This is a genomic window from Paenarthrobacter sp. CAP02 (genome assembly GCF_040137855.1).
In the GTDB taxonomy this organism is placed as follows: domain Bacteria; phylum Actinomycetota; class Actinomycetes; order Actinomycetales; family Micrococcaceae; genus Arthrobacter.
In genome coordinates this window covers 23,632-44,604 of sequence record NZ_JBEEII010000014.1, presented here as the reverse complement: position 1 = coordinate 44,604, position 20,973 = coordinate 23,632, and the positions used below count along the sequence as shown (strand labels likewise).

Genomic DNA, 20,973 nt, shown 5'->3' with positions numbered 1-20,973 from the left:
CGGATGGAGACCTCATGAATACCTCAGAAAATTCCCCGCTCGATGAGCAATTCGTCATCGGCGTGGACTACGGCACCCTGTCCGGCCGCGCCGTCGTCGTTCGTGTCTCGGACGGCGCCGAGCTCGGCAGTGGCGTGTTCGAATACCCGCATGCCGTGGTCACGGAAAAGCTTCCCGGCAGCGGCCAGCGCCTGCCCGCCGACTGGGCGCTCCAGGTCCCCAACGACTACCGCGACGTCCTGCGCAATGCTGTACCGGCCGCCGTCGCCGATGCCGGCGTCGACCCGAAGAACGTGGTGGGCATCGCCACTGACTTCACCGCCTGCACCATGGTTCCGACGACGGCGGACGGCACGCCGCTGAACGAACTGGAACGCTTCGCTGACCGACCCCACGCGTTCGTGAAGCTGTGGCGCCACCACGCCGCCCAGCCCCAAGCGGACCGCATCAACCAGCTTGCTGAAAAGCGCGGCGAATCCTGGCTCCCCCGCTACGGCGGCCTGATCTCCTCCGAATGGGAATTCGCCAAGGGGTTGCAGCTCCTGGAAGAAGACCCCGAAGTCTACGGCGCCATGGACCACTGGGTTGAGGCCGCCGACTGGATCGTCTGGCAGCTATGCGGAAGCTACGTCCGGAACGCCTGCACCGCTGGATACAAGGGCATCTACCAGGATGGAAAGTACCCGTCGGAAGATTTCCTGGCAGCGCTTAATCCTGACTTCAAGGACTTCGTCAGCAGCAAACTCGAGCACACCATCGGCCGTTTGGGCGAGGCCGCCGGACAGCTCACGGAAGAAGCCGCCGCATGGACGGGGCTTCCGGCAGGGATTGCCGTAGCCGTGGGAAACGTTGACGCGCACGTGAGCGCACCGGCAGCCAATGCCGTGGAGCCTGGGCAGCTTGTTGCCATCATGGGTACTTCCACGTGCCATGTCATGAACGGCGACGTCCTGCGCGAAGTCCCGGGCATGTGTGGCGTCGTCGACGGCGGAATCGTTGACGGCCTGTGGGGTTACGAGGCAGGCCAGTCCGGAGTGGGCGACATCTTCGGTTGGTTCACCAAGAACGGTGTTCCTCCCGAATACCACCAGGCCGCCGCGGCCGAAGGCAAAAACATCCACGAGTACCTGACCGGACTCGCGGAGAAGCAGGCCATTGGCGAGCATGGCCTCATCGCCCTGGACTGGCACTCGGGCAACCGTTCGGTGCTGGTTGACCACGAACTTTCAGGCATTGTGGTGGGCCAAACCCTGGCCACCAAGCCTGAGGACACTTACCGGGCCCTGCTGGAGGCCACGGCGTTCGGCACCCGCACCATCGTGGATGCCTTCCGCGATTCCGGTGTCCCGGTCAAGGAGTTCATCGTTGCCGGCGGCCTGCTGAAGAACACCTTCCTCATGCAGGTCTACGCGGATATCACGGGCTTGCAGCTCTCCACGATCGGTTCCGAGCAGGGCCCGGCCTTGGGCTCGGCGATCCACGCTGCAGTCGCCGCCGGGAAGTACAAGGACATCCGCGAGGCCGCCTCATCCATGGCCGCAGCCCCCGGCGCGGTGTACACGCCCATTCCTGAAAACGTTGCCGCGTACGACGTCCTCTTCCAGGAATACCGGACCCTGCACGACTACTTCGGCCGCGGAACCAACAATGTCATGCACCGACTCAAGGCGATCCAGCGCGAGGTGCAGGGCGCCGCGACGGTGTCCGAACCGGCGTCGAACTCTTCCACAGATGCCGCAGAGCGGGTGTCCGCATGAGCGCGCTCCTGGACACCATCGCGAAGGTCCGCAAGGAAGTCTGTGAGCTCCATGCTGAACTCACCAGGTATGAGCTGGTGGTGTGGACCGCCGGGAACGTCTCGGGCCGCATCCCGGGCCACGACCTGATGGTCATCAAGCCCTCCGGTGTTTCCTACGACGACCTCACACCGGAACTCATGGTGGTCACCGACCTGTACGGCACACCGGTCCGGGGCATGAACACCGGCAGCGCGGGCACCGTTGACTGGGGAAATCCGGATCTTTCGCCGTCGTCGGACACAGCCGCGCACGCCTACGTCTACCGCCACATGCCCGAGGTTGGCGGCGTGGTGCACACGCATTCCACCTACGCCACGGCGTGGGCTGCCCGCGGCGAGGAAATCCCTTGCGTCCTGACCATGATGGGCGACGAATTCGGTGGCCCCATCCCGGTAGGGCCGTTCGCGCTGATCGGAGACGACTCGATCGGCCAAGGCATCGTGGAGACGCTCAAGAACTCCAATTCGCCAGCGGTTCTGATGCAGAACCACGGGCCGTTCACCATCGGCAAGGACCCCCGGTCCGCGGTCAAGGCCGCTGTCATGTGCGAGGAAGTGGCCCGGACCGTGCACATTTCCCGACAGCTGGGCGAACCCCTTCCCATTGACCGAGCCAAGATCGAGTCGCTGTACGACCGCTACCAAAACGTTTACGGCCGCTAAACCCTCAGCAGCCCAGCCCGGACAAGAACACAACCCCAGGAGCACCCCCATGGCAAAGGCCAACAACACGTCACTTGAGCCGTACGAGGTCTGGTTCCTCACCGGCAGCCAGCACCTCTACGGCGAGGACGTCCTCAAGCAGGTCGCAGCGCAGTCGCAGGAGATTGCCAACGTCCTCAACGCCAGCAACGACGTCCCGGTCAAACTCGTCTGGAAGCCGGTCCTTACCGACTCGGACGCCATCCGCCGGACCGCACTGGAAGCGAACTCCAACGATTCCGTGATCGGCGTGACCGCATGGATGCACACGTTCAGCCCCGCCAAGATGTGGATCCAGGGCCTGGACGCACTGCGCAAGCCCTTGCTGCACCTGCACACCCAGGCCAACCGGGACCTGCCGTGGGCGGACATCGACTTCGACTTCATGAACCTCAACCAGGCAGCACACGGGGACCGCGAGTTCGGATACATCCAGTCCCGCCTCGGCGTGCCGCGGAAGACCGTCGTCGGGCATGTCAGCAACCCCGAGGTAGCCCGCCAAGTGGGTGCCTGGCAGCGCGCCTCCGCCGGGTGGGCCGCCGTCCGCACGCTGAAGCTCACCCGCTTCGGTGACAACATGCGCAACGTCGCGGTCACCGAAGGCGATAAGACCGAGGCCGAGCTGCGCTTCGGCGTCTCGGTGAACACCTGGTCCGTGAATGAGCTCGCCGAGGCTGTCCACGGCGCCGCGGAGTCCGACGTCGACGCCTTGGTTGCGGAGTACGAGCGCCTTTACGAGGTGGTTGACGAACTCAAGGCAGGGGGCGACCGCCACGAGTCGCTGCGCTACAGTGCACGCATCGAGCTGGGACTGCGCAGCTTCCTGGAAGCCAACGGCTCTGCGGCCTTCACCACGTCCTTCGAAGACCTGGGCGAACTGCGCCAGCTCCCCGGCATGGCCGTCCAGCGTCTTATGGCCGATGGCTACGGGTTCGGTGCCGAGGGTGACTGGAAGACCGCCATCCTGGTCCGCGCGGCCAAGGTCATGGGTGGGGACCTGCCCGGTGGCGCATCGCTGATGGAGGACTACACGTATCACCTGGAACCGGGCAGCGAGAAGATCCTGGGCGCTCACATGCTGGAAGTGTGCCCGTCGTTGACCGCCAGGAAGCCGCGCGTGGAGATCCACCCGCTGGGGATTGGCGGCAAGGAAGATCCCGTCCGCATGGTCTTCGACACCGACGCCGGCCCCGGCGTGGTGGTTGCGTTGTCCGACATGCGCGATCGCTTCCGCTTGGTGGCGAACGTGGTGGACGTCGTCGACCTCGACCAACCGCTCCCCAACCTCCCGGTGGCCCGCGCGCTGTGGGAACCCAAGCCCAACTTCGCTACCTCGGCCGCCGCGTGGCTCACCGCCGGCGCAGCGCACCACACGGTATTGTCCACGCAGGTGGGCCTGGAGGTATTCGAGGACTTCGCCGAAATCGCCAAGACCGAGCTCCTGACCATCGACCAGGACACCACCATCAAACAGTTCAAGAAGGAACTCGCCTGGAACGCCGCCTATTACAAGTTGGCCGGCGGCCTGTGAGCACTGAATTCACGCTGAGCGCGGGCGGTTACACGGCTGTTGTGACCGCCCGCGCGGCTGCGCTCCGCGTCCTGCAGTTCCACGGCCGGGACCTGGTGGTCCCGTTTCCCCAGGGTGGACCCATCCCGGACTATCGCGGCATCATCGCTGCACCGTGGCCCAACAGGATCGCGGATGGCAGGTACAGCTTTGACGACGTTGAGTACCAGTTGCCGGTCAACGAACCGGAGCGCGGCACAGCTTTGCACGGCCTCGCCTTCCCGCTCGACTGGGCAATGAAAGAGTCCGACGCCGGTTCGGTCACCTTGACGTGCACGGTAGGTCCGACCGCGGGTTACCCATTCGCCCTGGAACTTTCGGCCCGGTACGAGCTGGACGACTCCGGGCTGCACGCTTCCGTGACGGCAGTGAATACTGCTGACGTCGCTGCTCCCTATGGCGTCTGCCCGCACCCTTACCTTGTGGCCGGTTCGTCGCCGCTCAATGAATGGGTCCTGGATTTCGCCGCGGACTCGTTCCTGGAGGTCACGCCGGACAGGCTGCTGCCGCTTTCATTGGCACCCGTGGCAGGTCATGAGTTCGATTTCCGCGCTCCGCGCGCCATCGGCAGCACCGAGATCGATCACGCCTTTACGGGCATAACGTTCGACGGCGGGCTGGCGCGGTTGTCCGTGCGGGACCCGGCGGGCACCGGCGTCGGGATGTCATGGGACGAAAGCTGCCCATGGCTGCAGATCCACACAGCCGACAAGCCTGCGCCCATCCCCAACCGGTTCGGTCTGGCAGTGGAGCCCATGACGTGCCCGCCCGACGCTTTCAACAGCGGAACGGACCTGATCCGGCTTGAGCCCGGGGCTACCCACACGGCGTCGTGGAGCATCTACGCGCTGTAGGCATCCAACCAGGCCGGGCGCTAGCTTCCTGAGCCCGCGGTGCTTTGGCGGACCACCAGCTCGGGCGTGAACACCACAGCCCGATGCTTGGTTCCGCCGTTGTCATGCTCCTCTGCCAGGAGTTCGATGGCCGTGCGGCCGAGCGCTTCCGTGGGCTGCCGGATCGAGGACAGCGGCACTACCGCAGAGATGGCGAAATCGATGTCGTCATAGCCGATCAAAGCAATGTCCTCCGGAATCCGGACTGTCCGCAGCATGGTCAGGGACTGCATGACGCCCAGGGCCAGGAGATCGTTCGAGCAGAAGACAGCTTCCGGGCGCTTTTCCGGAGAACGTTCCACCAGGCTGTTGCCCACTTTGCGGCCTGTCAGGACGGTCTGCCCCTCGGAGTCGAGCACCTCGATGCTGGCTCCGGATACTTCGGCGACGGCGCGCTGCGCGCCCTTGAGTCGGCTGGCCACCTGGCGGATGGTCGGCGTTCCGACAAAGGCCAAACGACGGCGGCCGATGTCCAGCAGGTGCTTGGCGGCCAAATATCCGCCCTCCTGGTCATCAACGGATACTGAGCTGCACCGCCCGGTGTCGGCCAGTTCATCCACCAGGACGGTAGGCACTCCGCGTTCGCGAAGGGTATCGATCCGCTGGCCCACATCGCCGACGGGCGAGATCAGCAGGCCCTGGACCCGTTGTTCCTGGAACAAGTCCATGTAGTGCGCTTCGCGGGAAGCGTCCTGGCCGCTGTCCCCCACCAGCACCACGCTTCCCAGGGCCGTAGCTGCGTCTTCAGCCGCACGGGCCACGGAGGAGAAGAAGGGGTTTCCGACATCGAGCACAATCAGGCCGATGGTCCGGCTTTGTCCTGCCCGGAGTTGGCGGGCGGCGTCGTTGCGTACGAAACCCAGCTCAGCGATGGATTTGAGGACCCGTTCCTTGGTCCGCTGGGAAACGCGGTCCGGATAATTCAGCACGTTGGAAACAGTTCCCACGGCTACCTGTGCATGGTTGGCGACGTCTTTGATGCTGGCTGTCGTGGACATGCTTTCCGATCTCCGTGGGCCGAAGTCAAAGTGCTGGAAACGCCTTGACACCCTCCCAATTCCGAGGGTAATTTGAATCGTAACAAATGAAACGATTCAAAGACGAGTAACCCGGAGATCCCATATGAGGGTTTGTTTCCGCTCCTCCGTTCAGCCGGAGCTGATGGACGAGTACAAGGAGCGCCACGCGGCCGTCTGGCCGGAGATGCTGTCAGCGCTGAAGAGTGCGGGCTGGAACAACTACTCCCTGTTCCTCGCCCCTGATGGCCAGCTGATCGGCTACCTGGAATGCGAAGACTACGAGGCAGCGCAGGCGCAAATGGCCCTCACCGGGGTTAATGCCCGCTGGCAGGCCGAGATGGCAAACCTCTTCGCGGACAGCGACCTCCCTCCAGACCAAGGTTTCGAGATCATCGAGGAAGTTTTCAACCTCGAGGATCAACTGGCCGCCGCGGGAGCCGTCCCAGAGCCCGCCGGCGCCACACACATAGACAAAGATCCAGCCCACGAATACCAAAAGGAACAAGCATGAACACCACAGAATCGGCCCTGGGCCGTCTAGGGGAACTGGCCATTGAAGTGCCGTCCTGGGCCTACGGAAATTCAGGGACTCGGTTCAAGGTGTTCGGCACCCCGGGCACGCCGCGCACCGTTCAGGAAAAGATCGCCGACGCCGCCAAGGTCCACGAACTCACGGGGCTGGCTCCTACCGTGGCCCTGCACATCCCGTGGGACAAAGTGGACGATTACTCCGCACTCCGCGAATACGCCGAAGGGTTGGGCGTTGGCTTGGGCACCATCAACTCCAATACCTTCCAGGATGACGAGTACAAGTTCGGCTCCCTGACCTCGTCCAACGAATCCGTACGTCGCCGGGCCATCGATCACCACCTGGAGTGCATCGACATCATGCACGCCACCGGGTCCAAGGATTTGAAGATCTGGCTTGCTGATGGCACCAACTACCCGGGCCAGGACGACATGCGCGGCCGGCAGGACCGCCTCGCGGAAAGCCTTCAGGAGATCTACGCAGGCCTCGGTGACCAGCAGCGCCTGGTCCTTGAATACAAGTTCTTCGAGCCCGCTTTCTATCACACCGATGTTCCTGACTGGGGTACCTCGTACGCGCAGACCCTTGCGCTGGGCGAGAAGGCTTTCGTTTGCCTGGACACCGGCCACCACGCCCCCGGCACCAACATCGAGTTCATCGTCATGCAGCTCCTGCGCCTGGGCAAGCTGGGTTCCTTCGACTTCAACTCCCGCTTCTACGCCGATGATGACCTGATCGTGGGCGCAGCGGATCCGTTCCAGCTGTTCCGCATCATGCACGAGGTGATCCGCGGCGGTGGCTTCGGCAAGGAGTCAGGCGTTGCCCTGATGCTGGACCAGTGCCACAACCTGGAAGAGAAGATCCCGGGCCAGATCCGCTCGGTGCTCAACGTCCAGGAAATGACCGCCCGTGCCCTGCTCGTGGATACCGCTGCACTGAACGAAGCACAGCGTGCAGACGACGTCCTGGCCGCTAACGGCATCTTCAACGATGCCTTCTACACCGATGTCCGCCCGATCCTGGCCGAGTGGCGTGAATCCCGCGGACTGCCCGCCGACCCGATCGCTGCCTACAAGGCCAGCGGCTACCAGAAGAAGATCAACGAGGACCGCGCAGGCGGCCAGCAAGCCGGATGGGGCGCGTAAAGGCATGAACATGCAGAACACAGACAACACCACTGTTGAAGAGCTGATCAACCGTTCCAACCGCCTGGGTGCGGACAAGCGGAACACAAACTTCGCTGGCGGCAACACGTCAGCGAAGGGCACCGAGAAGGACCCCGTTACCGGCCAGGACGTCCAGCTTCTCTGGGTCAAGGGCTCCGGCGGCGACCTCGGCACCTTGAAAGCCGAAAACCTCGCTGTACTCCGGCTCGACCGGCTCCAGGCACTCAAGGATGTTTACCCCGGAGTCGAGCGTGAAGACGAAATGGTAGCCGCCTTCGATTACTGCCTCCACGGCAAGGGCGGCGCGGCGCCGTCGATCGATACCGCAATGCACGGGCTGGTGGACGCTGCCCACGTTGACCACCTGCACCCCGATTCCGGCATCGCCATTGCGACGGCGGTGGACGGCGAGGCGCTGACATCCAAGGTCTTCGGCGACAAGGTTGTCTGGGTTCCCTGGCGCCGGCCCGGGTTCCAGCTCGGCTTGGACATCGCCGCGATCAAGGAAGCCAACCCCCAGGCCATCGGCACCATCCTTGGCGGCCACGGAATCACTGCCTGGGGTGCCACATCCGAAGAGGCCGAAGCGAACTCGCTGTGGATCATTGACCAGGCCGAGAATTACATCAAAGCCAACGGCAAGTCCCAGCCTTTCGGTCCTGCCCTGCCCGGTTACGCCGCACTCCCCGAGGCGGAGCGGAAAGCAAAGGCAGCAGCCCTGGCCCCGGTCATCCGCGGCTTGGCCTCCACGGACAAACCGCAGCTGGGGCACTTCAGCCATGACGCCGTCGTGCTTGACTTCCTCGCCGCCACCGGGCACCCACGCCTCGCCGCGCTGGGCACTTCCTGCCCGGACCATTTCCTGCGTACCAAGGTCAAGCCCCTGGTCCTGGACCTGCCGGCCGACGCCACCATCGAGGAATCAACCAACCGCCTCAAGGAACTACACGCCGCCTACCGCGAGGACTACCAGGCGTACTACGACCGCCACGCCGACGAGAACAGTCCGGCCCTCCGTGGTGCGGACCCGGCCATCGTGCTGGTCCCGGGCGTGGGCATGTTCTCCTTCGGCAAGGACAAACAGACCGCACGCGTGGCCGGCGAGTTCTACATCAACGCCATCAACGTGATGCGCGGTGCCGAGGCGATCTCCAGCTACGCCCCCATCGAGGAGTCCGAGAAGTTCCGCATCGAGTACTGGGCACTCGAAGAGGCCAAGCTCGCCCGCATGCCCAAGCCCAAGTCGCACGCCACCCGCATTGCACTGGTGACCGGCGCGGCGTCGGGCATCGGCAAGGCAATCGCCACCCGCTTGGCGTCCGACGGCGCGTGCGTGGTCATTGCCGACCTGAACCTTGAGAACGCCCAAAAGGTAGCCGAGGAACTGGGCGGTTCCGACGTCGCCATCGGCGTCCAGGCCGACGTGACCGACGAAGCCCAGATCGCAGCCGCGATCCAGGAGGCAGTGCTCGCGTTCGGCGGCCTGGACCTGGTGGTCAACAACGCCGGTCTGTCCATCTCCAAACCGTTGCTGGAAACCACGGAGAAGGACTGGGACCTGCAGCACAACGTCATGGCCAAAGGCTCGTTCCTGGTGTCCAAGGCCGCGGCGAAGGTGATGATCGACCAGGGCCTGGGCGGAGACATCATTTATATCTCCTCCAAGAATTCCGTGTTCGCCGGCCCCAACAACATCGCCTACTCCGCCACCAAGGCAGACCAAGCCCACCAGGTCCGTCTGCTCGCCGCTGAGCTGGGCGATCACGGCATCCGCGTCAACGGCATCAACCCCGACGGCGTGGTCCGCGGCTCGGGCATCTTCGCTGGCGGCTGGGGCGCCAAGCGCGCAGCCGTCTATGGCGTGGACGAGCAGGAGCTGGGCAAGTACTACGCCCAGCGCACGCTCCTCAAGCGCGAAGTCCTCCCGGAACACGTGGCCAATGCCGCGTCCGTGCTCACCAGCAACGAGCTCTCCCACACCACCGGCCTCCACATCCCCGTGGACGCCGGCGTGGCAGCCGCCTTCCTCCGCTAGGACCAACAGTGACGAACGGAACCGCCACGGACACCGCCCCGGCCCACGCCGGGGCGGTGTCCTCTCCGCAAACAAACCAGGTTTTCGTAGCCATCGACATCGGCGCGTCCTCCGGCCGCGTCATGCTGGGCCGCGTCTCGCCGACGTCCGGCGTCGCACTGGAAACGATCCACCGCTTTCCCAACGGCGTCATAGAGCTCGACGGCGGCCTCCACTGGGATTTCGACGCCCTCTTCGCGGAGGTGCTCAAGGGACTCGCTACCGCTGCTTCCGTGGCGGCGGGCAGCGGCGAGCGCATCGCGAGCATCGGCATCGACACGTGGGCGGTTGACTACGGCTTGGTGAACGACGCCGGCGAACTGACCGCGCAGCCCTACAGCTACCGCGACGAACGCAGCCGGGCCGCTGTGGAGCGGGTACACGCAGTGATCCCGCCCGAGAAGCTCTACGCCACCACCGGCTTGCAGTACTTGCAGTTCAACACCTTGTATCAACTAGCCACGGAAAAGGACGTGGATGGACTCCAGGCCCTGCTGATTCCGGACCTCATCGCTTTCCTGCTCACCGGCGAACGGCGGACCGAGGCCACGAACGCTTCCACCACCGGGCTTTTCGACGCCCTAGCGGGCCAGTGGGCATTGGGGTTCCTTGATGCATTGGGCTTGCCTCGGGATATCTTCCCGCCGCTGATTCAGCCGGGCGAGACCATTGGTACCTTGCTGCCCGCCATTGTTGAGCGGACCGGCCTTTCAGCTGACACCAAGGTGGTGGCCGTTGGTTCGCACGACACCGCCTCCGCCGTGGCCGCAGTCCCCGCTGAGGGCCAGGACTTTGCCTACATCTCCTCCGGGACCTGGTCCTTGGTGGGGGTGGAACTTCCCTTACCAGTGCTCTCCGAGGCAAGCCGCCAAGCCAACTTCACCAACGAGCGAGGAGTGGACGGCACCATCCGGTACCTGCGCAACGTCGGCGGCCTGTGGTTGTTGAGCGAGTGCCAGCGTTCCTGGGCCGCACAAGGATTCAACCAAACGCTCCCGGCGCTGCTGGGCTCAGCTGCGGCACTCCCCGAGGGCGGGCCGCAGATCAACGCCGATGATCCCGCCTTCACCGCACCGGACAACATGCCGGACCGTATCCGCGCAGCCGTGCGGCACAACGGCGAAGTCCTTCCGGACCGTCCTGCCGCCGTTGTGCGTTGCATTATGGACAGCCTCGCGGCCGGTTACGCACGTACGCTGGCCGACGCCGAACGGCTCACCGGCCGCAACACCACAGTGGTGCACATCGTGGGTGGTGGCTCGCAAAACCGGCTCCTGTGCCAACTGACCGCGAACGCTACCGGAAAACCCGTCATTGCCGGTCCCGTAGAGGCAACTGCATTGGGCAATGTCCTGGTGCAGGCACGCGCCGGCGGCGTGGTGGAAGGCGACCTGGCCGAACTGAGGTCGCTGGTTGCTTCCGGGGTTGCGCTGGAAAAGTACCAGCCTGCGTTGATGAGCAACCCGGTCTAAAGTCGAATCTCAGAGTGGCCCGTACGCCGCACTTCCGCCGTGCGGGTCCCTCCACGTGGCCATGTCCGCCTCCACAGCCTGGCGGAGGGCCGGATCCACCAGCAATCTCTCCCGGAACGACTCACGCGCCCTGCCCATGACTACGGAAGGTATGAGGATAGCTACCACCAACAGGAGCACCATCATGAAGTAGACCCCCAGCAGGGTGGCGAGTGATCCTCGTTCAATTGCCGAAGGGACCGCCAAAGTGAAAGCAGCAGCCAGCAGGCCCGCCATCCCAAGGGTCGCCCACACGCCACCCTTGGCAGATCCCGGTCCGCGGTTAATGAGCAGCTTGTTGGTGTCCGGCAGTCTGCTGCGGACCTTCTTCCAGCCCCGCCAACCAAGCAGGCCCAGGGCAATTCCCGGCAGCCCCAAGGACAGTACCCACGTGGGGTTGCCGGTCAGCGTGGAAACAACGGCGCCGATAAGGAGCATCAAGGAGCCACCGCCAATCGCACCGCTCCAGGCCGCTGCCAAGGCACCCTGCGCATCGGCAAGTTGGCGCAGACGGGAAGGGGCTTGGGGAGGACTGACCTTGGCCAGATCGGCCGAGAGCCAATACTCCAGCGGCCTCCCCTGCGCGTAAGACTCCAGCACGCTTTGGGCCTTTCGATCGGGGTCACTTCACCGCAAAAGACGTTACCCCATGGGCGTCCTCCCCTAAGGCCCGGGAGTCTGGTACATCACAGCGCCGGACGAGGGTGCCGCGCTAAACTGGTCGCATTATGATCCGCACAATGTTCAAGTCCAAGATTCACCGCGCAACGGTGACCCACGCCGACCTCCACTACGTCGGTTCGGTCACTGTCGACCTGGACCTCCTGGACGCCGCGGACATCCTTCCCGGCGAGCTCGTCTCCATTGTGGACATCACCAACGGTGCCCGCCTGGAGACTTACACCATCGCCGGCGAGCGCGGTTCCGGCGTGATCGGGATCAACGGTGCCGCCGCCCACCAGGTCCACGTAGGAGATCTGGTCATCCTCATCACCTACGCGCAGATGACTACCGAAGAGGCCAGGTCGTACCAGCCCAAGGTGGTCCATGTGGGCGAGGACAACCACATCCTCCAGTTGGGTAACGACCCCGCAGAAGCGCACACGCCCGGGCTCATGCGCCCTCCGCACGCGCTGAACAACGCGGCGCACCTCAGCTAAGTCTCAGCAGCGCTCGACGTCGGCACCCACCCGAGTGCCGACGTCGAGCGCGTCGTGGGCGTCCATATGACGGAACTCCCGGGAGAAAACGCTTACTCACTGGGTGGTTCTGGCTAGGCTGTAGTTCGTGACCCGCAAAGCCCCCACCCGCACGCTGCCATGATCGGCGTCCTGTCGGGGTTTTTTGTTGTCTGGGCCATCATCCTGGTGGGCATGTTTGTTGGACGCCGCAACATTCTGGGCGAGAACGCCCGGTCCGTCCTGAGTTCGCTGACGTTCTTCGTGGCTAGCCCCGCGCTCCTCTTTGAAACCCTGAGCAAGGCCAAGTTGCACGACGTGTTCGCTGCACCGCTTCTGGTCACGGCCGTGGGCGCTGTCATCACCGGCCTGCTGTTCTTCCTGATCGTGAAGTTCTGGCTGAGGCGCTCAATGCCCGAAGCCCTCATGTCCTCCATGAGTGCGTCGTTGGCGAACTCCGCGAACCTGGGCATCCCCATCGCCGTTTTTGTCCTCGGCGATGCCAGCTATGTGGCCCCGCTGTTGATCTTCCAGTTGGCGTTCTTCACCCCGATGTACCTGATGGCACTGGATGCCAGCACCAGTTCGCACCGCACCACTCCCCTGCGCTTCCTGCTGATGATCGTGAAGAACCCCATGATCGTCGGCTCCGCGCTCGGTCTGCTGGTGGCCGGGACCGGATTCCAAGTGCCCTCGCTGATTTTGGAACCCATCCACCTAATCGGCGGAGCAGCGATCCCGGCCATGCTGATGGCGTTCGGCATGAGCCTCAACGGATCCAGGCCCCTGCAAAAGGACGCCGGACGGCGGCTCGATACTCTGCTGGCCAGCGGGTTCAAGCTGATCGTGCATCCCCTGGTCGCGTACCTGTTCGCACGGTTTGCCCTGGGAATGGACGGCCACGCATTGTTTGCGGTGGTTGTGACGTCCGCACTTCCCACAGCCCAGAATGTGTTCGTCGCAGCCAACCGCTACCAGGCCGGAATCACCGTGGCCAAGGACACCGTGCTCATCACCACGATCGTGGCCGTGCCCGCAATGATCGCCGTGGCGCTGTTGCTCGCCTAGCCGGTTTTACTCCACATCCGCGCTTGCCAGGTAGTGGTCCAGGAGCTGTGCGCACCGGATGAAGCCCAAGTGTGAGTACGCCTGCGGATGGTTGCCCAGGTGTGTTTCGGTGCCGGGGTCGTACTCTTCCGGCAACAGGCCCGTGGGACCGAACAGAGCCACCAACTGGTTGAACAGCTCCAGCGCATCGTCCAGGCGCCCCACGGCCAAGTAGGCCTCGATCAGCCAGGTGGTGCAGATGTGGAAGCCGCCCTCCAAGCCCGGCAGGCCGTCGTCGTACCTGTACCGGAAGACCGTAGGTCCGACGCGCAGCTCCCGCTCCACAGCGGCGACCGTGTCCAGGAAACGTTGGTCCTGGACATCAAGGAGGCCCGACAGGCCGACGTGCAGGACAGCGGCATCGAGGTCCGGGCTGTCGTAGGCCACGGTGTACGATGCGGCCGAACTGTCCCAGCCTTCCCGGAGGACTTCCTCACGGATGGTCCGTGCCTCAGGCTCCCAATCCGGGTGCGGTTCGCGGCCGTGCAGCGCCGCAGCCCGGAGCGCGCGGTCCAGCGTGACCCAGCACATGACCTTTGTGTACACATGATGCCTGGGGGCGCGGCGGGCTTCCCAGATACCATGGTCGGGTTCGTGCCAGCGCGCCATGACTGCGTGCGCCATCTGCTCCACGAGGAACCAATGGTCGTCCGGCAGGAAACCCCGCCGTTCGGCGAGATCATGGATCAGCTCCGCAATTGGACCGAATACGTCCAACTGAACCTGGTGGTCTGCTGCGTTGCCGATCCGCACGGGCCGCGAACCCGCGTAGCCTGGCAAGCTCTCAACGATCGCCTCCGTTGACAGTGGAGCCCCGGTCACCGAGTAGAGCGGGTGCAACCATTCCGGCCCCGGCGCGTTCTCCAGGATCCGGCCCAGCCAGCCGAGGAATCCCTCAGCTTCCCCGGTTGAGCCCAGGCTGACCAAGGCGTTGACCGTCATGGAACCGTCCCGCAGCCAGCAGTACCGGTAGTCCCAGTTCCGGGTTCCACCGATACCCTCGGGCAGCGATGTTGTTGGGGCTGCGAGGACAGCACCGGTGGGCTCGTGGACCAGCGACTTCAACACCAGTGCCGAGCGCCGCACCAGCGACGGTTTCATGGTGGGCAGCTGCAGCATTTTGACCCACTCGCGCGTTACGAGTCCGACGGCGGCACGCCGGTGGGGCTCACCCACCGGGTCCGCGGGTGGCGGCTCGGTGTCACCGCAACGCATGTTCAGCACCACGGGTCCGTTGTTGAGCGCCACTTCTGCTGTTGCCGTTGCGAACCTGCCGTCGCTGGTGACCTGGAAAGCAACTCCCGGGGCAGAGAGAATGATGGGGTCCGAGGTGCCGATGATGTGGACGTCATCGCCGCGGATCTCCATGTCGAACGGTGCATTGGCGTAGTCGGGCCTCGGCGCGAAAACCACCCGGGCCGTGCCTGTTCCCGAAAGCACGCGAACCAGGCTGGTGATGCCTTCCGGCGCCGGTTCGAGGTAGTCGGTCACGGTCACGTCGGCCCAGCGGGTTTCAACAATCATGGTGTTATCCACATAGCGTTGGGCCAGCACCTGCGAGGGCTTAACGGGCTCTACGCTGAAGTGGCCTGCAGGATCCCCGCCAAGGATGTGGGCGAACAGTGATCCCGAGTCCGGCAGGGGGTGGCTCATCCAACATACTTTCGCGTCGGGCGTGAGCAAGGCGGTGGAGCTGCCGTTGCCAATCATCGAATGTCGTTCCAGCCCCACGGCGTCCTCACCGAAGAGCCAGGCGCGGCGCAATTCGAACAACAAAGCCAGCACCTTCGCGAAGGCTTCCGGGTCCGGGATGGTGTGTGCCGCCGTCGTATCGCCCGGACCAACATGCAAACCAAGGTCCGGGCCGCGCAGGGTCGCCAGCGCCTTTTCGTCACTCTCGGCATCTCCCGCGAAAAGTGCGGCACTTACGCCCAGCCGTGCCCGGAGCTGCTCCAGGGCTTGCCCCTTGGCGGGCTCCTCCACGGTAACGTCCAGGACTGTTCCGTCGACGATGAAGTACAGGCCGAACTCGATGGCGATCTTCTGTGCTGCGAAGATCACCCGGTCTACGACTTCCGGCGTGGCCGGCCTGGTGTGCACGGCTACACCCACGGGCTTACGGACCACGCTGATGCCCTTTTCGAACCCGACGGCTTCGGTCAGCGCCGTGGCCACCTGTTGGAGCAGTTGTTCCGTAGCGAGGGAAAGGGTGTAGGCGTAGCCCATGTCGAACTCCACGCCATGCGATCCCACCAGGTGCACCTCGGCCGGCAGCCTGGAAACTGCCGCCAAATCCCTGAGCGACCGGCCGGAAATGATGGCGGTGTGCGTGTTCGGCAACGCTGCGAGCGCCCGTAAAGCTACGGCTGCGCTGTCCAGAGGCAGTGTTTCCGTGGACACGCCTTCGGCCGCGCAGAGAGTCCCGCCATAGTTGCAGGCCACCAGCAAGCCGGGAACCCGTGCAAGGATCCGGAGCTCCGAGAACAGCTGCGGGGTGATGCCGTTTGGCGAGTCGGACTGAAGGGCAGTCCGGAGCAGGCCGAGCGGAAGGGACTTCATCAGCAGTGCTGAATCGGCAACCGACTGGTTCAAGTGAGTAGGCATGGGGAATCCTTCCGAAGCGGATAGATCCAGTTTCCGCCCGTACGGTTTCGCCGTCATGCTTTATTCGTTGCAAATGCGTAAAACATTTGGCGTTGTCAGGTCCCGCCTTCCTCCGGCCACACCCGGGACGGGACCTGACACAGCACTTATTCAGCGAAGGTGTCCGCCAGGTCCAGGACCTCATCCACAATGGCCAGGCCTGCGCGGGCGTCCTCGACGCTGATGTTGCAGGGTGGAACCACGTGGATACGGTTGAAGTTCGCGAACGGGATGAGGCCCCGCGACTTGCAAGCCGTCACGAGTTGGTTCATTTCAGGGCTGGAGGAACCGTAAGGTGCCAGCGGCTCCCGCGTGACACGGTTCCTGACCAGCTCGATGGCCCAAAAAACGCCGAGACCCCGCACTTCTCCTACAGAACGGTGACGTTCGACGAATCCAGCCAGCGCCGGACCGATCACGTCGGTGCCGACGCGTTCCGCGTGCTGCACAATGCCTTCACGTTCCATGGCGTTGATGGTGGCGACCGCTGCCGCCGTGGCCAGTGGATGACCGGAGTAGGTCAGTCCTCCGGGATAGGCCCTGGTACCAAAGGTGGCCGCGATCTCCGGGTTGATGGCCACGCCACCGAGCGGTACGTAGCCGGAGTTCACGCCCTTCGCAAAGGTGAGCAGGTCGGGGACGACGTCAAAATGCTCGACGGCGAACCACTTCCCTGTGCGTCCAAAACCGGCCATGACCTCGTCAGCAATGAAGACGATGCCGTGCTTGGTGCACAGCTCCCGGACGCCCTGCATGTAGCCTGCCGGCGGAACGTAGATCCCTGCAGTTCCGGGGATGCTTTCCATCATGATCGCAGCGATGCTGGACGGACCTTCGAACTCGATGAGCTGTTCCAGGTGCTCCAATGCCCGCTGGGATTCCTCTGCCTCCGTGGCCGAGTGGAAGGCCGTGCGGTAGAGGTAGGGCGGGAAGAAGTGGATGGTGCCGGTGGAGGCGTGGTCGCTGGCCCACCTCCGGGGGTCGCCAGTGATGTTGACTGCCAGGTGTGTTCCGCCGTGGTACGAGCGGTAGGCGGAAAGGACCTTGTGCCGGCCCGTATGCAGCCTGGCCATCCGGACAGCATGTTCGTTGGCATCCGCGCCACCGTTGGTGAAGAAGATCCGGTCCAGCTCTCCCGGGGTTCGCTCGGCGATCAGCCGCGCGGCCTCTGATCGCGCATCGTTGACGTAGCTGGGGGCAATCGTGCACAGCTTGGCTGCTTGCGCCGCGATCGCCGCCACAACGGCCGGGTGCTGGTGCCCGATGTTCGTATTCACCAGCTGGGAAGAGAAGTCCAGGTACTTGTTGCCCTCACCGTCCCAGACGTGCGACCCCTCCGCTGCGCTGATGACCATGGGATCCAGGGTGTCCTGCGCGGACCAGGAGTGAAAGACGTGCTTGCGGTCCAGCTCGTAGGCGCGTTGGGCTGCCCCAGGGTCCGTGAGTGATGGTTCAAGGATGGCGGTCATAGTGATTGTCCTGACGTTGGCACTGACAATTTTTTCTGGCGTTTAGGAGTTCTGCGGGAAACCGAGGTTGATCCCGCCGTGGCTGGGGTCCAGCCAGCGGGTAGTGACGGCCTTGCCGCGGGTGAAGAAGCCAACGCCCTCCGTGCCGTGGGCGTGCGTGTCACCGAACAAGGAGTTCTTCCAGCCCCCGAACGAGTAGTAGGCCATGGGTACGGGGACGGGAACGTTGATGCCCACCATGCCCACCTCAACCTCGTTCTCGAAACGGCGGGCGGCGCCGCCGTCGTTGGTGAAAATCGCGGTGCCGTTGCCGTACGGGTTGGCGTTGATGGTGGCGAGCGCCTCGTCGTAGCTGTCCACCCGGACCACCGAGAGCACCGGCCCGAAGATCTCGTCCTGGTAGATGGACATGTCGGTGGTGACGTGATCGAACAGTGTTGGGCCCACGAAGAAGCCATCGCCTTCAGCGTCGGGGACGATGCCGCGGCCGTCGACCACCAGCGTGGCACCGGCGGCTTCACCGGCGTCGACGTAACCCGATACCTTGTCCCTGTGCTGGGAGGTGACCAAGGGGCCCATGTCGCAACCGCGCAGCCCATCGCCGGTGCGCAGACTCCGGGCGCGGTCAGCGATCCTGTCCACCAGTGCGTCCGCGATGTCGCCCACAGCCAGGAGCGCCGAAACAGCCATGCACCGTTCGCCTGCGGAACCAAAGCCGGCGTTGATTGCGGCGTCGGCAGCGAGGTCCAGGTCGGCGTCGGGAAGGACGATCATGTGGTTCTTCGCCCCACCCAAAGCCTGGACCCGCTTGCCGTGGGCGGTGGCGGTCTCGTAGACATACTTGGCGATCGGGGTGGAGCCCACGAAAGAGACGGCTTTGACGTCCGGGTGCGTCAGCAGGGTATCGACCGCGACCTTGTCGCCGTGCAGGACGTTGAATACGCCGTCGGGCAGGCCGGCTTCCTTCCACAGCTCGGCCACCCAGTTGACGGCCGAGGGGTCCTTTTCGCTCGGCTTGATGATGACGGTGTTGCCCGCGGCGATCGCGATCGGGAAGAACCACATGGGGACCATCGCCGGGAAGTTGAAGGGGCTGATGATTGCGACCGGGCCCAGTGCTTGCCGGATGGAGTGGATGTCCACTTTGGTGGAGGCGTTTTCGGTGTAGCTGCCTTTGAGCAGGTGCGGGATACCGCACGCGAACTCCACCACTTCCTGTCCGCGGGTCACCTCGCCCAGAGCATCGTCCAGGACCTTTCCATGCTCGGAGGTGATGATCGCAGCAAGCTCGTCCTTGCGGGAGTTGAGGAGCTCGCGGAAAGCGAAAAGGATCTGGGTGCGGCGCGCCAGGGAGGTTTCGCGCCAAGCCGGGAAAGCGGCTTTCGCGGCAGCGACGGCGGCGTTGCCGTCCTCGACGCTGGCCAAGGCGACCTGTCCGGTCACCTTCCCGGTGGCAGGGTTGGTGACAGAAGCGGTGCGGTCGCCCGCCGGGACGTAGCTGCCGTTGATCCAGTGCTCGATGGTGTTCAAGAGTTCTCCTTGGTAGGTGGCCTGGGACAAGTCTTGCCGCGCACCAGCGCTTATATAAGGAGACGTCTGTAAGGTTATTGGACTGCGCCCTTACACTGTGTAAATGCTTCCTACCGTCGGTGCCGTCCTCGAACTCCCCGTGCTGCGCGCCGCGGATCCCCTTGTGCTCGGCAGCGCAAACGGTTTAAACGCACCGGTCCGCTGGGTGCACGTCAGCGAAATACTCGACGTCGGCGGGCTGCTGTCGGGCGGGGAGCTGGTGCTCACCACCGGACTGGAGCTGGAAAAATCACCGGAAGCATCGGCGTCGTTCATTGACTCCTTGGAGGCCGCCGGAGCGGCCGGCCTGATCGTGGAACTCGTCGGCCAGCGGCAATGCAGCCGGAAAGCCCTGGAGGAAGCAGCCCGTACGGCCTCGATTCCCGTGGTCATCGTTGAACGCCGGGTCCGGTTCGTCCAGGTCACGGAGATCGTCCACAGGATGATCGTCGCGGACCAACTTGAGCGCGTGGAACGGGCCCGGGACGTCCATGAGGCATTCACTGTGCTGAGCTTGGAAAGCGCAGACACCCAACGCGTCGTGGAGCAGGCGGCCACGATGATCGGTGCCCCCGTCCTGTTGGAGGACCTCTCGCATCTGGTGCTCGCCTATGCGGGCCGGCACGTGACCACCACCGACCTTCTGGACGATTGGGAGCGACGCTCCAGGACCACGCCGTTTCCGTTGCTCACCGGCCGGTCCGGGCCGGAGCTGTGGCTGCAGGCAGCGGTGGGAGTGAGGCAACAAGTATGGGGCAGGCTGGTGGTGCCAATGCCTCCGGCCGCCCTGGACGCCGATGAGGACATGGCCGTCATGGTTCTTGAGCGGGCCGCCCAGACCCTGGCGATCAACCGATTGGCGGACCGCGACCAGCGCGAGCTTAGCCATCACGCCCAGGCCGGACTCCTTAACTCACTGCGCCAACCCCGTGGGCTCAGTGAGGCGGAGGCCCTGGCACGGGCGGGTTCACTGGGCCTGAAACGCTCCTCCTACTACGTGCCGCTCGTTTTCCGGACGGCCTTTCCGGCATGGGGTTCACCTGTGCTGCCCACCGACCCCTTCGCAGGGCAGCAGGACGAACGCGAACTTCTGGAGCGACTGGCGAAGGCCGTGAAGTCCACCGCCGGAACAGCCTTGGCGGCAAGTATCCAGTCCGGTTCAGTCGGAATGATCCTTGCCCTCCCGGCCCGTCAGCAGGAGGAACCGACGCTGCAGATATTGGCCGAAGCCGCCGCAGGCCCAGTGGTTGAGGCCGGCTCCGGAGTCCGCCCCACCCCCGCGGTTCCTCCAGCCTGGATCATTGGTGTTGGCCGCATGAAGGCCACGCTCCTGGAAGCCGCGGCGGGCATTGACGAAGCGGCCCACGTAGCCGAAAGCGCCGCCACACTACGGGAAACAGGCAAACCCTACTATCGAGCTACTGATGTGCGCCTTCGCGGGCTGCTCGCCCTCCTGCGCAGGGATCCCCGCGTCCAGCAATTCGTGGAGTCCGAGTTGTCTGCCGTCCTCCGGGCTGACGCCGAGGGCAAGGGCGAATACCTGGAGCTGTTGGGGCTTTACCTCGGATCCGGCGGCAACAAAGCCGCCATGGCGCGCAGCGGCTACCTGAGCCGGCCTACCCTTTATGCCCGGCTCGCCAAGCTGGAGGAACTGTTGGCTGTAGACCTGGACGACCCCGAATCGCGCACCTCACTGCACGTAGCACTCCTGGCCTACCTGACCCGGGGACAGTAACCGGCCAACA

16 protein-coding genes are annotated in these 20,973 nt (G+C 64.3%); 11 read left to right on the top strand and 5 right to left on the bottom strand.

From position 1 onward, the window contains the following. Positions 1-14 precede the first annotated feature (14 nt). The 4 genes from araB to ABHM97_RS19405 are packed head-to-tail and all read left to right on the top strand — an operon-like array spanning position 15 to position 4,924. Positions 15-1,757: a ribulokinase gene (gene araB, locus ABHM97_RS19420; RefSeq protein WP_349471904.1), complete on the top strand. Its 1,743-nt coding sequence runs from the start codon at positions 15-17 to the stop codon at positions 1,755-1,757. Continuing rightward, positions 1,754-2,461: an L-ribulose-5-phosphate 4-epimerase gene (locus ABHM97_RS19415; RefSeq protein ID WP_349471903.1), complete on the top strand. Its 708-nt coding sequence runs from the start codon at positions 1,754-1,756 to the stop codon at positions 2,459-2,461. The genes araB and ABHM97_RS19415 overlap by 4 nt, the downstream gene beginning before the upstream one ends. A gap of 49 nt (positions 2,462-2,510) precedes the next feature. Beyond that, positions 2,511-4,031, top strand: a complete 1,521-nt coding sequence (gene araA / locus ABHM97_RS19410) for an L-arabinose isomerase (RefSeq protein WP_349471902.1) — start codon at positions 2,511-2,513, stop codon at positions 4,029-4,031. Beyond that, complete coding sequence (locus ABHM97_RS19405; protein ID WP_349471901.1) at positions 4,028-4,924, top strand: aldose 1-epimerase family protein; 897 nt, start codon at positions 4,028-4,030, stop codon at positions 4,922-4,924. Before araA ends, ABHM97_RS19405 begins: the two co-directional genes overlap by 4 nt. Before the next feature lie 20 nt (positions 4,925-4,944). Here ABHM97_RS19405 and ABHM97_RS19400 read toward each other — a convergent pair whose 3' ends face one another. After that, positions 4,945-5,961, bottom strand: a complete 1,017-nt coding sequence (locus tag ABHM97_RS19400; RefSeq protein WP_349471900.1) for a LacI family DNA-binding transcriptional regulator — start codon at positions 5,959-5,961, stop codon at positions 4,945-4,947. Positions 5,962-6,085: 124 nt separating this feature from the next. Here ABHM97_RS19400 and ABHM97_RS19395 point away from each other — a divergent pair, with 124 nt between their 5' ends. The 4 genes from ABHM97_RS19395 to ABHM97_RS19380 are packed head-to-tail and all read left to right on the top strand — an operon-like array spanning position 6,086 to position 11,223. Next, positions 6,086-6,493: an L-rhamnose mutarotase gene (locus tag ABHM97_RS19395; RefSeq protein ID WP_349471899.1), complete on the top strand. Its 408-nt coding sequence runs from the start codon at positions 6,086-6,088 to the stop codon at positions 6,491-6,493. Next, a complete protein-coding gene (gene rhaI / locus ABHM97_RS19390) occupies positions 6,490-7,656 on the top strand; it encodes an L-rhamnose isomerase (protein WP_349471898.1) in 1,167 nt (388 codons plus the stop codon). Before ABHM97_RS19395 ends, rhaI begins: the two co-directional genes overlap by 4 nt. Positions 7,657-7,660: 4 nt before the next feature. Further along, positions 7,661-9,712, top strand: coding sequence for a bifunctional aldolase/short-chain dehydrogenase (locus tag ABHM97_RS19385; protein ID WP_349471897.1), 2,052 nt, complete (start codon positions 7,661-7,663; stop codon positions 9,710-9,712). 8 nt (positions 9,713-9,720) lie between these two features. Further along, a complete protein-coding gene (locus tag ABHM97_RS19380; protein ID WP_349471896.1) occupies positions 9,721-11,223 on the top strand; it encodes a rhamnulokinase in 1,503 nt (500 codons plus the stop codon). A gap of 9 nt (positions 11,224-11,232) precedes the next feature. Here ABHM97_RS19380 and ABHM97_RS19375 read toward each other — a convergent pair whose 3' ends face one another. After that, positions 11,233-11,862: a hypothetical protein gene (locus tag ABHM97_RS19375; RefSeq protein ID WP_349471895.1), complete on the bottom strand. Its 630-nt coding sequence runs from the start codon at positions 11,860-11,862 to the stop codon at positions 11,233-11,235. A 128-nt stretch (positions 11,863-11,990) separates the two neighbouring features. Here ABHM97_RS19375 and panD point away from each other — a divergent pair, with 128 nt between their 5' ends. Beyond that, positions 11,991-12,422 carry an aspartate 1-decarboxylase gene (gene panD / locus ABHM97_RS19370; RefSeq protein WP_235517917.1) on the top strand — a complete coding sequence of 144 codons (432 nt, stop codon included), beginning with the start codon at positions 11,991-11,993 and terminating at the stop codon, positions 12,420-12,422. Between the two features lie 159 nt (positions 12,423-12,581). Continuing rightward, the gene (locus tag ABHM97_RS19365) at positions 12,582-13,508 is read left to right on the top strand and encodes an AEC family transporter (RefSeq protein WP_257369322.1); all 927 of its coding nucleotides are present in this window, start codon (positions 12,582-12,584) and stop codon (positions 13,506-13,508) included. A gap of 6 nt (positions 13,509-13,514) precedes the next feature. Here the strand turns inward: ABHM97_RS19365 and ABHM97_RS19360 are convergent, their stop codons facing one another. The 3 genes from ABHM97_RS19360 to ABHM97_RS19350 form a co-directional block, all read right to left on the bottom strand. Further along, the gene (locus ABHM97_RS19360) at positions 13,515-16,151 is read right to left on the bottom strand and encodes a trehalase-like domain-containing protein (protein ID WP_349471894.1); all 2,637 of its coding nucleotides are present in this window, start codon (positions 16,149-16,151) and stop codon (positions 13,515-13,517) included. Positions 16,152-16,297: 146 nt separating this feature from the next. Beyond that, entirely contained in the window at positions 16,298-17,659 is a 1,362-nt protein-coding gene (locus tag ABHM97_RS19355) for an aspartate aminotransferase family protein (protein ID WP_349471893.1), read from the bottom strand. Positions 17,660-17,701: 42 nt separating this feature from the next. After that, positions 17,702-19,189 carry a CoA-acylating methylmalonate-semialdehyde dehydrogenase gene (locus tag ABHM97_RS19350; RefSeq protein ID WP_349471892.1) on the bottom strand — a complete coding sequence of 496 codons (1,488 nt, stop codon included), beginning with the start codon at positions 19,187-19,189 and terminating at the stop codon, positions 17,702-17,704. A 103-nt stretch (positions 19,190-19,292) separates the two neighbouring features. Here ABHM97_RS19350 and ABHM97_RS19345 point away from each other — a divergent pair, with 103 nt between their 5' ends. Next, complete coding sequence (locus tag ABHM97_RS19345) at positions 19,293-20,963, top strand: PucR family transcriptional regulator (RefSeq protein ID WP_349471891.1); 1,671 nt, start codon at positions 19,293-19,295, stop codon at positions 20,961-20,963. The last annotated feature ends 10 nt before the right edge of the window (positions 20,964-20,973 follow it).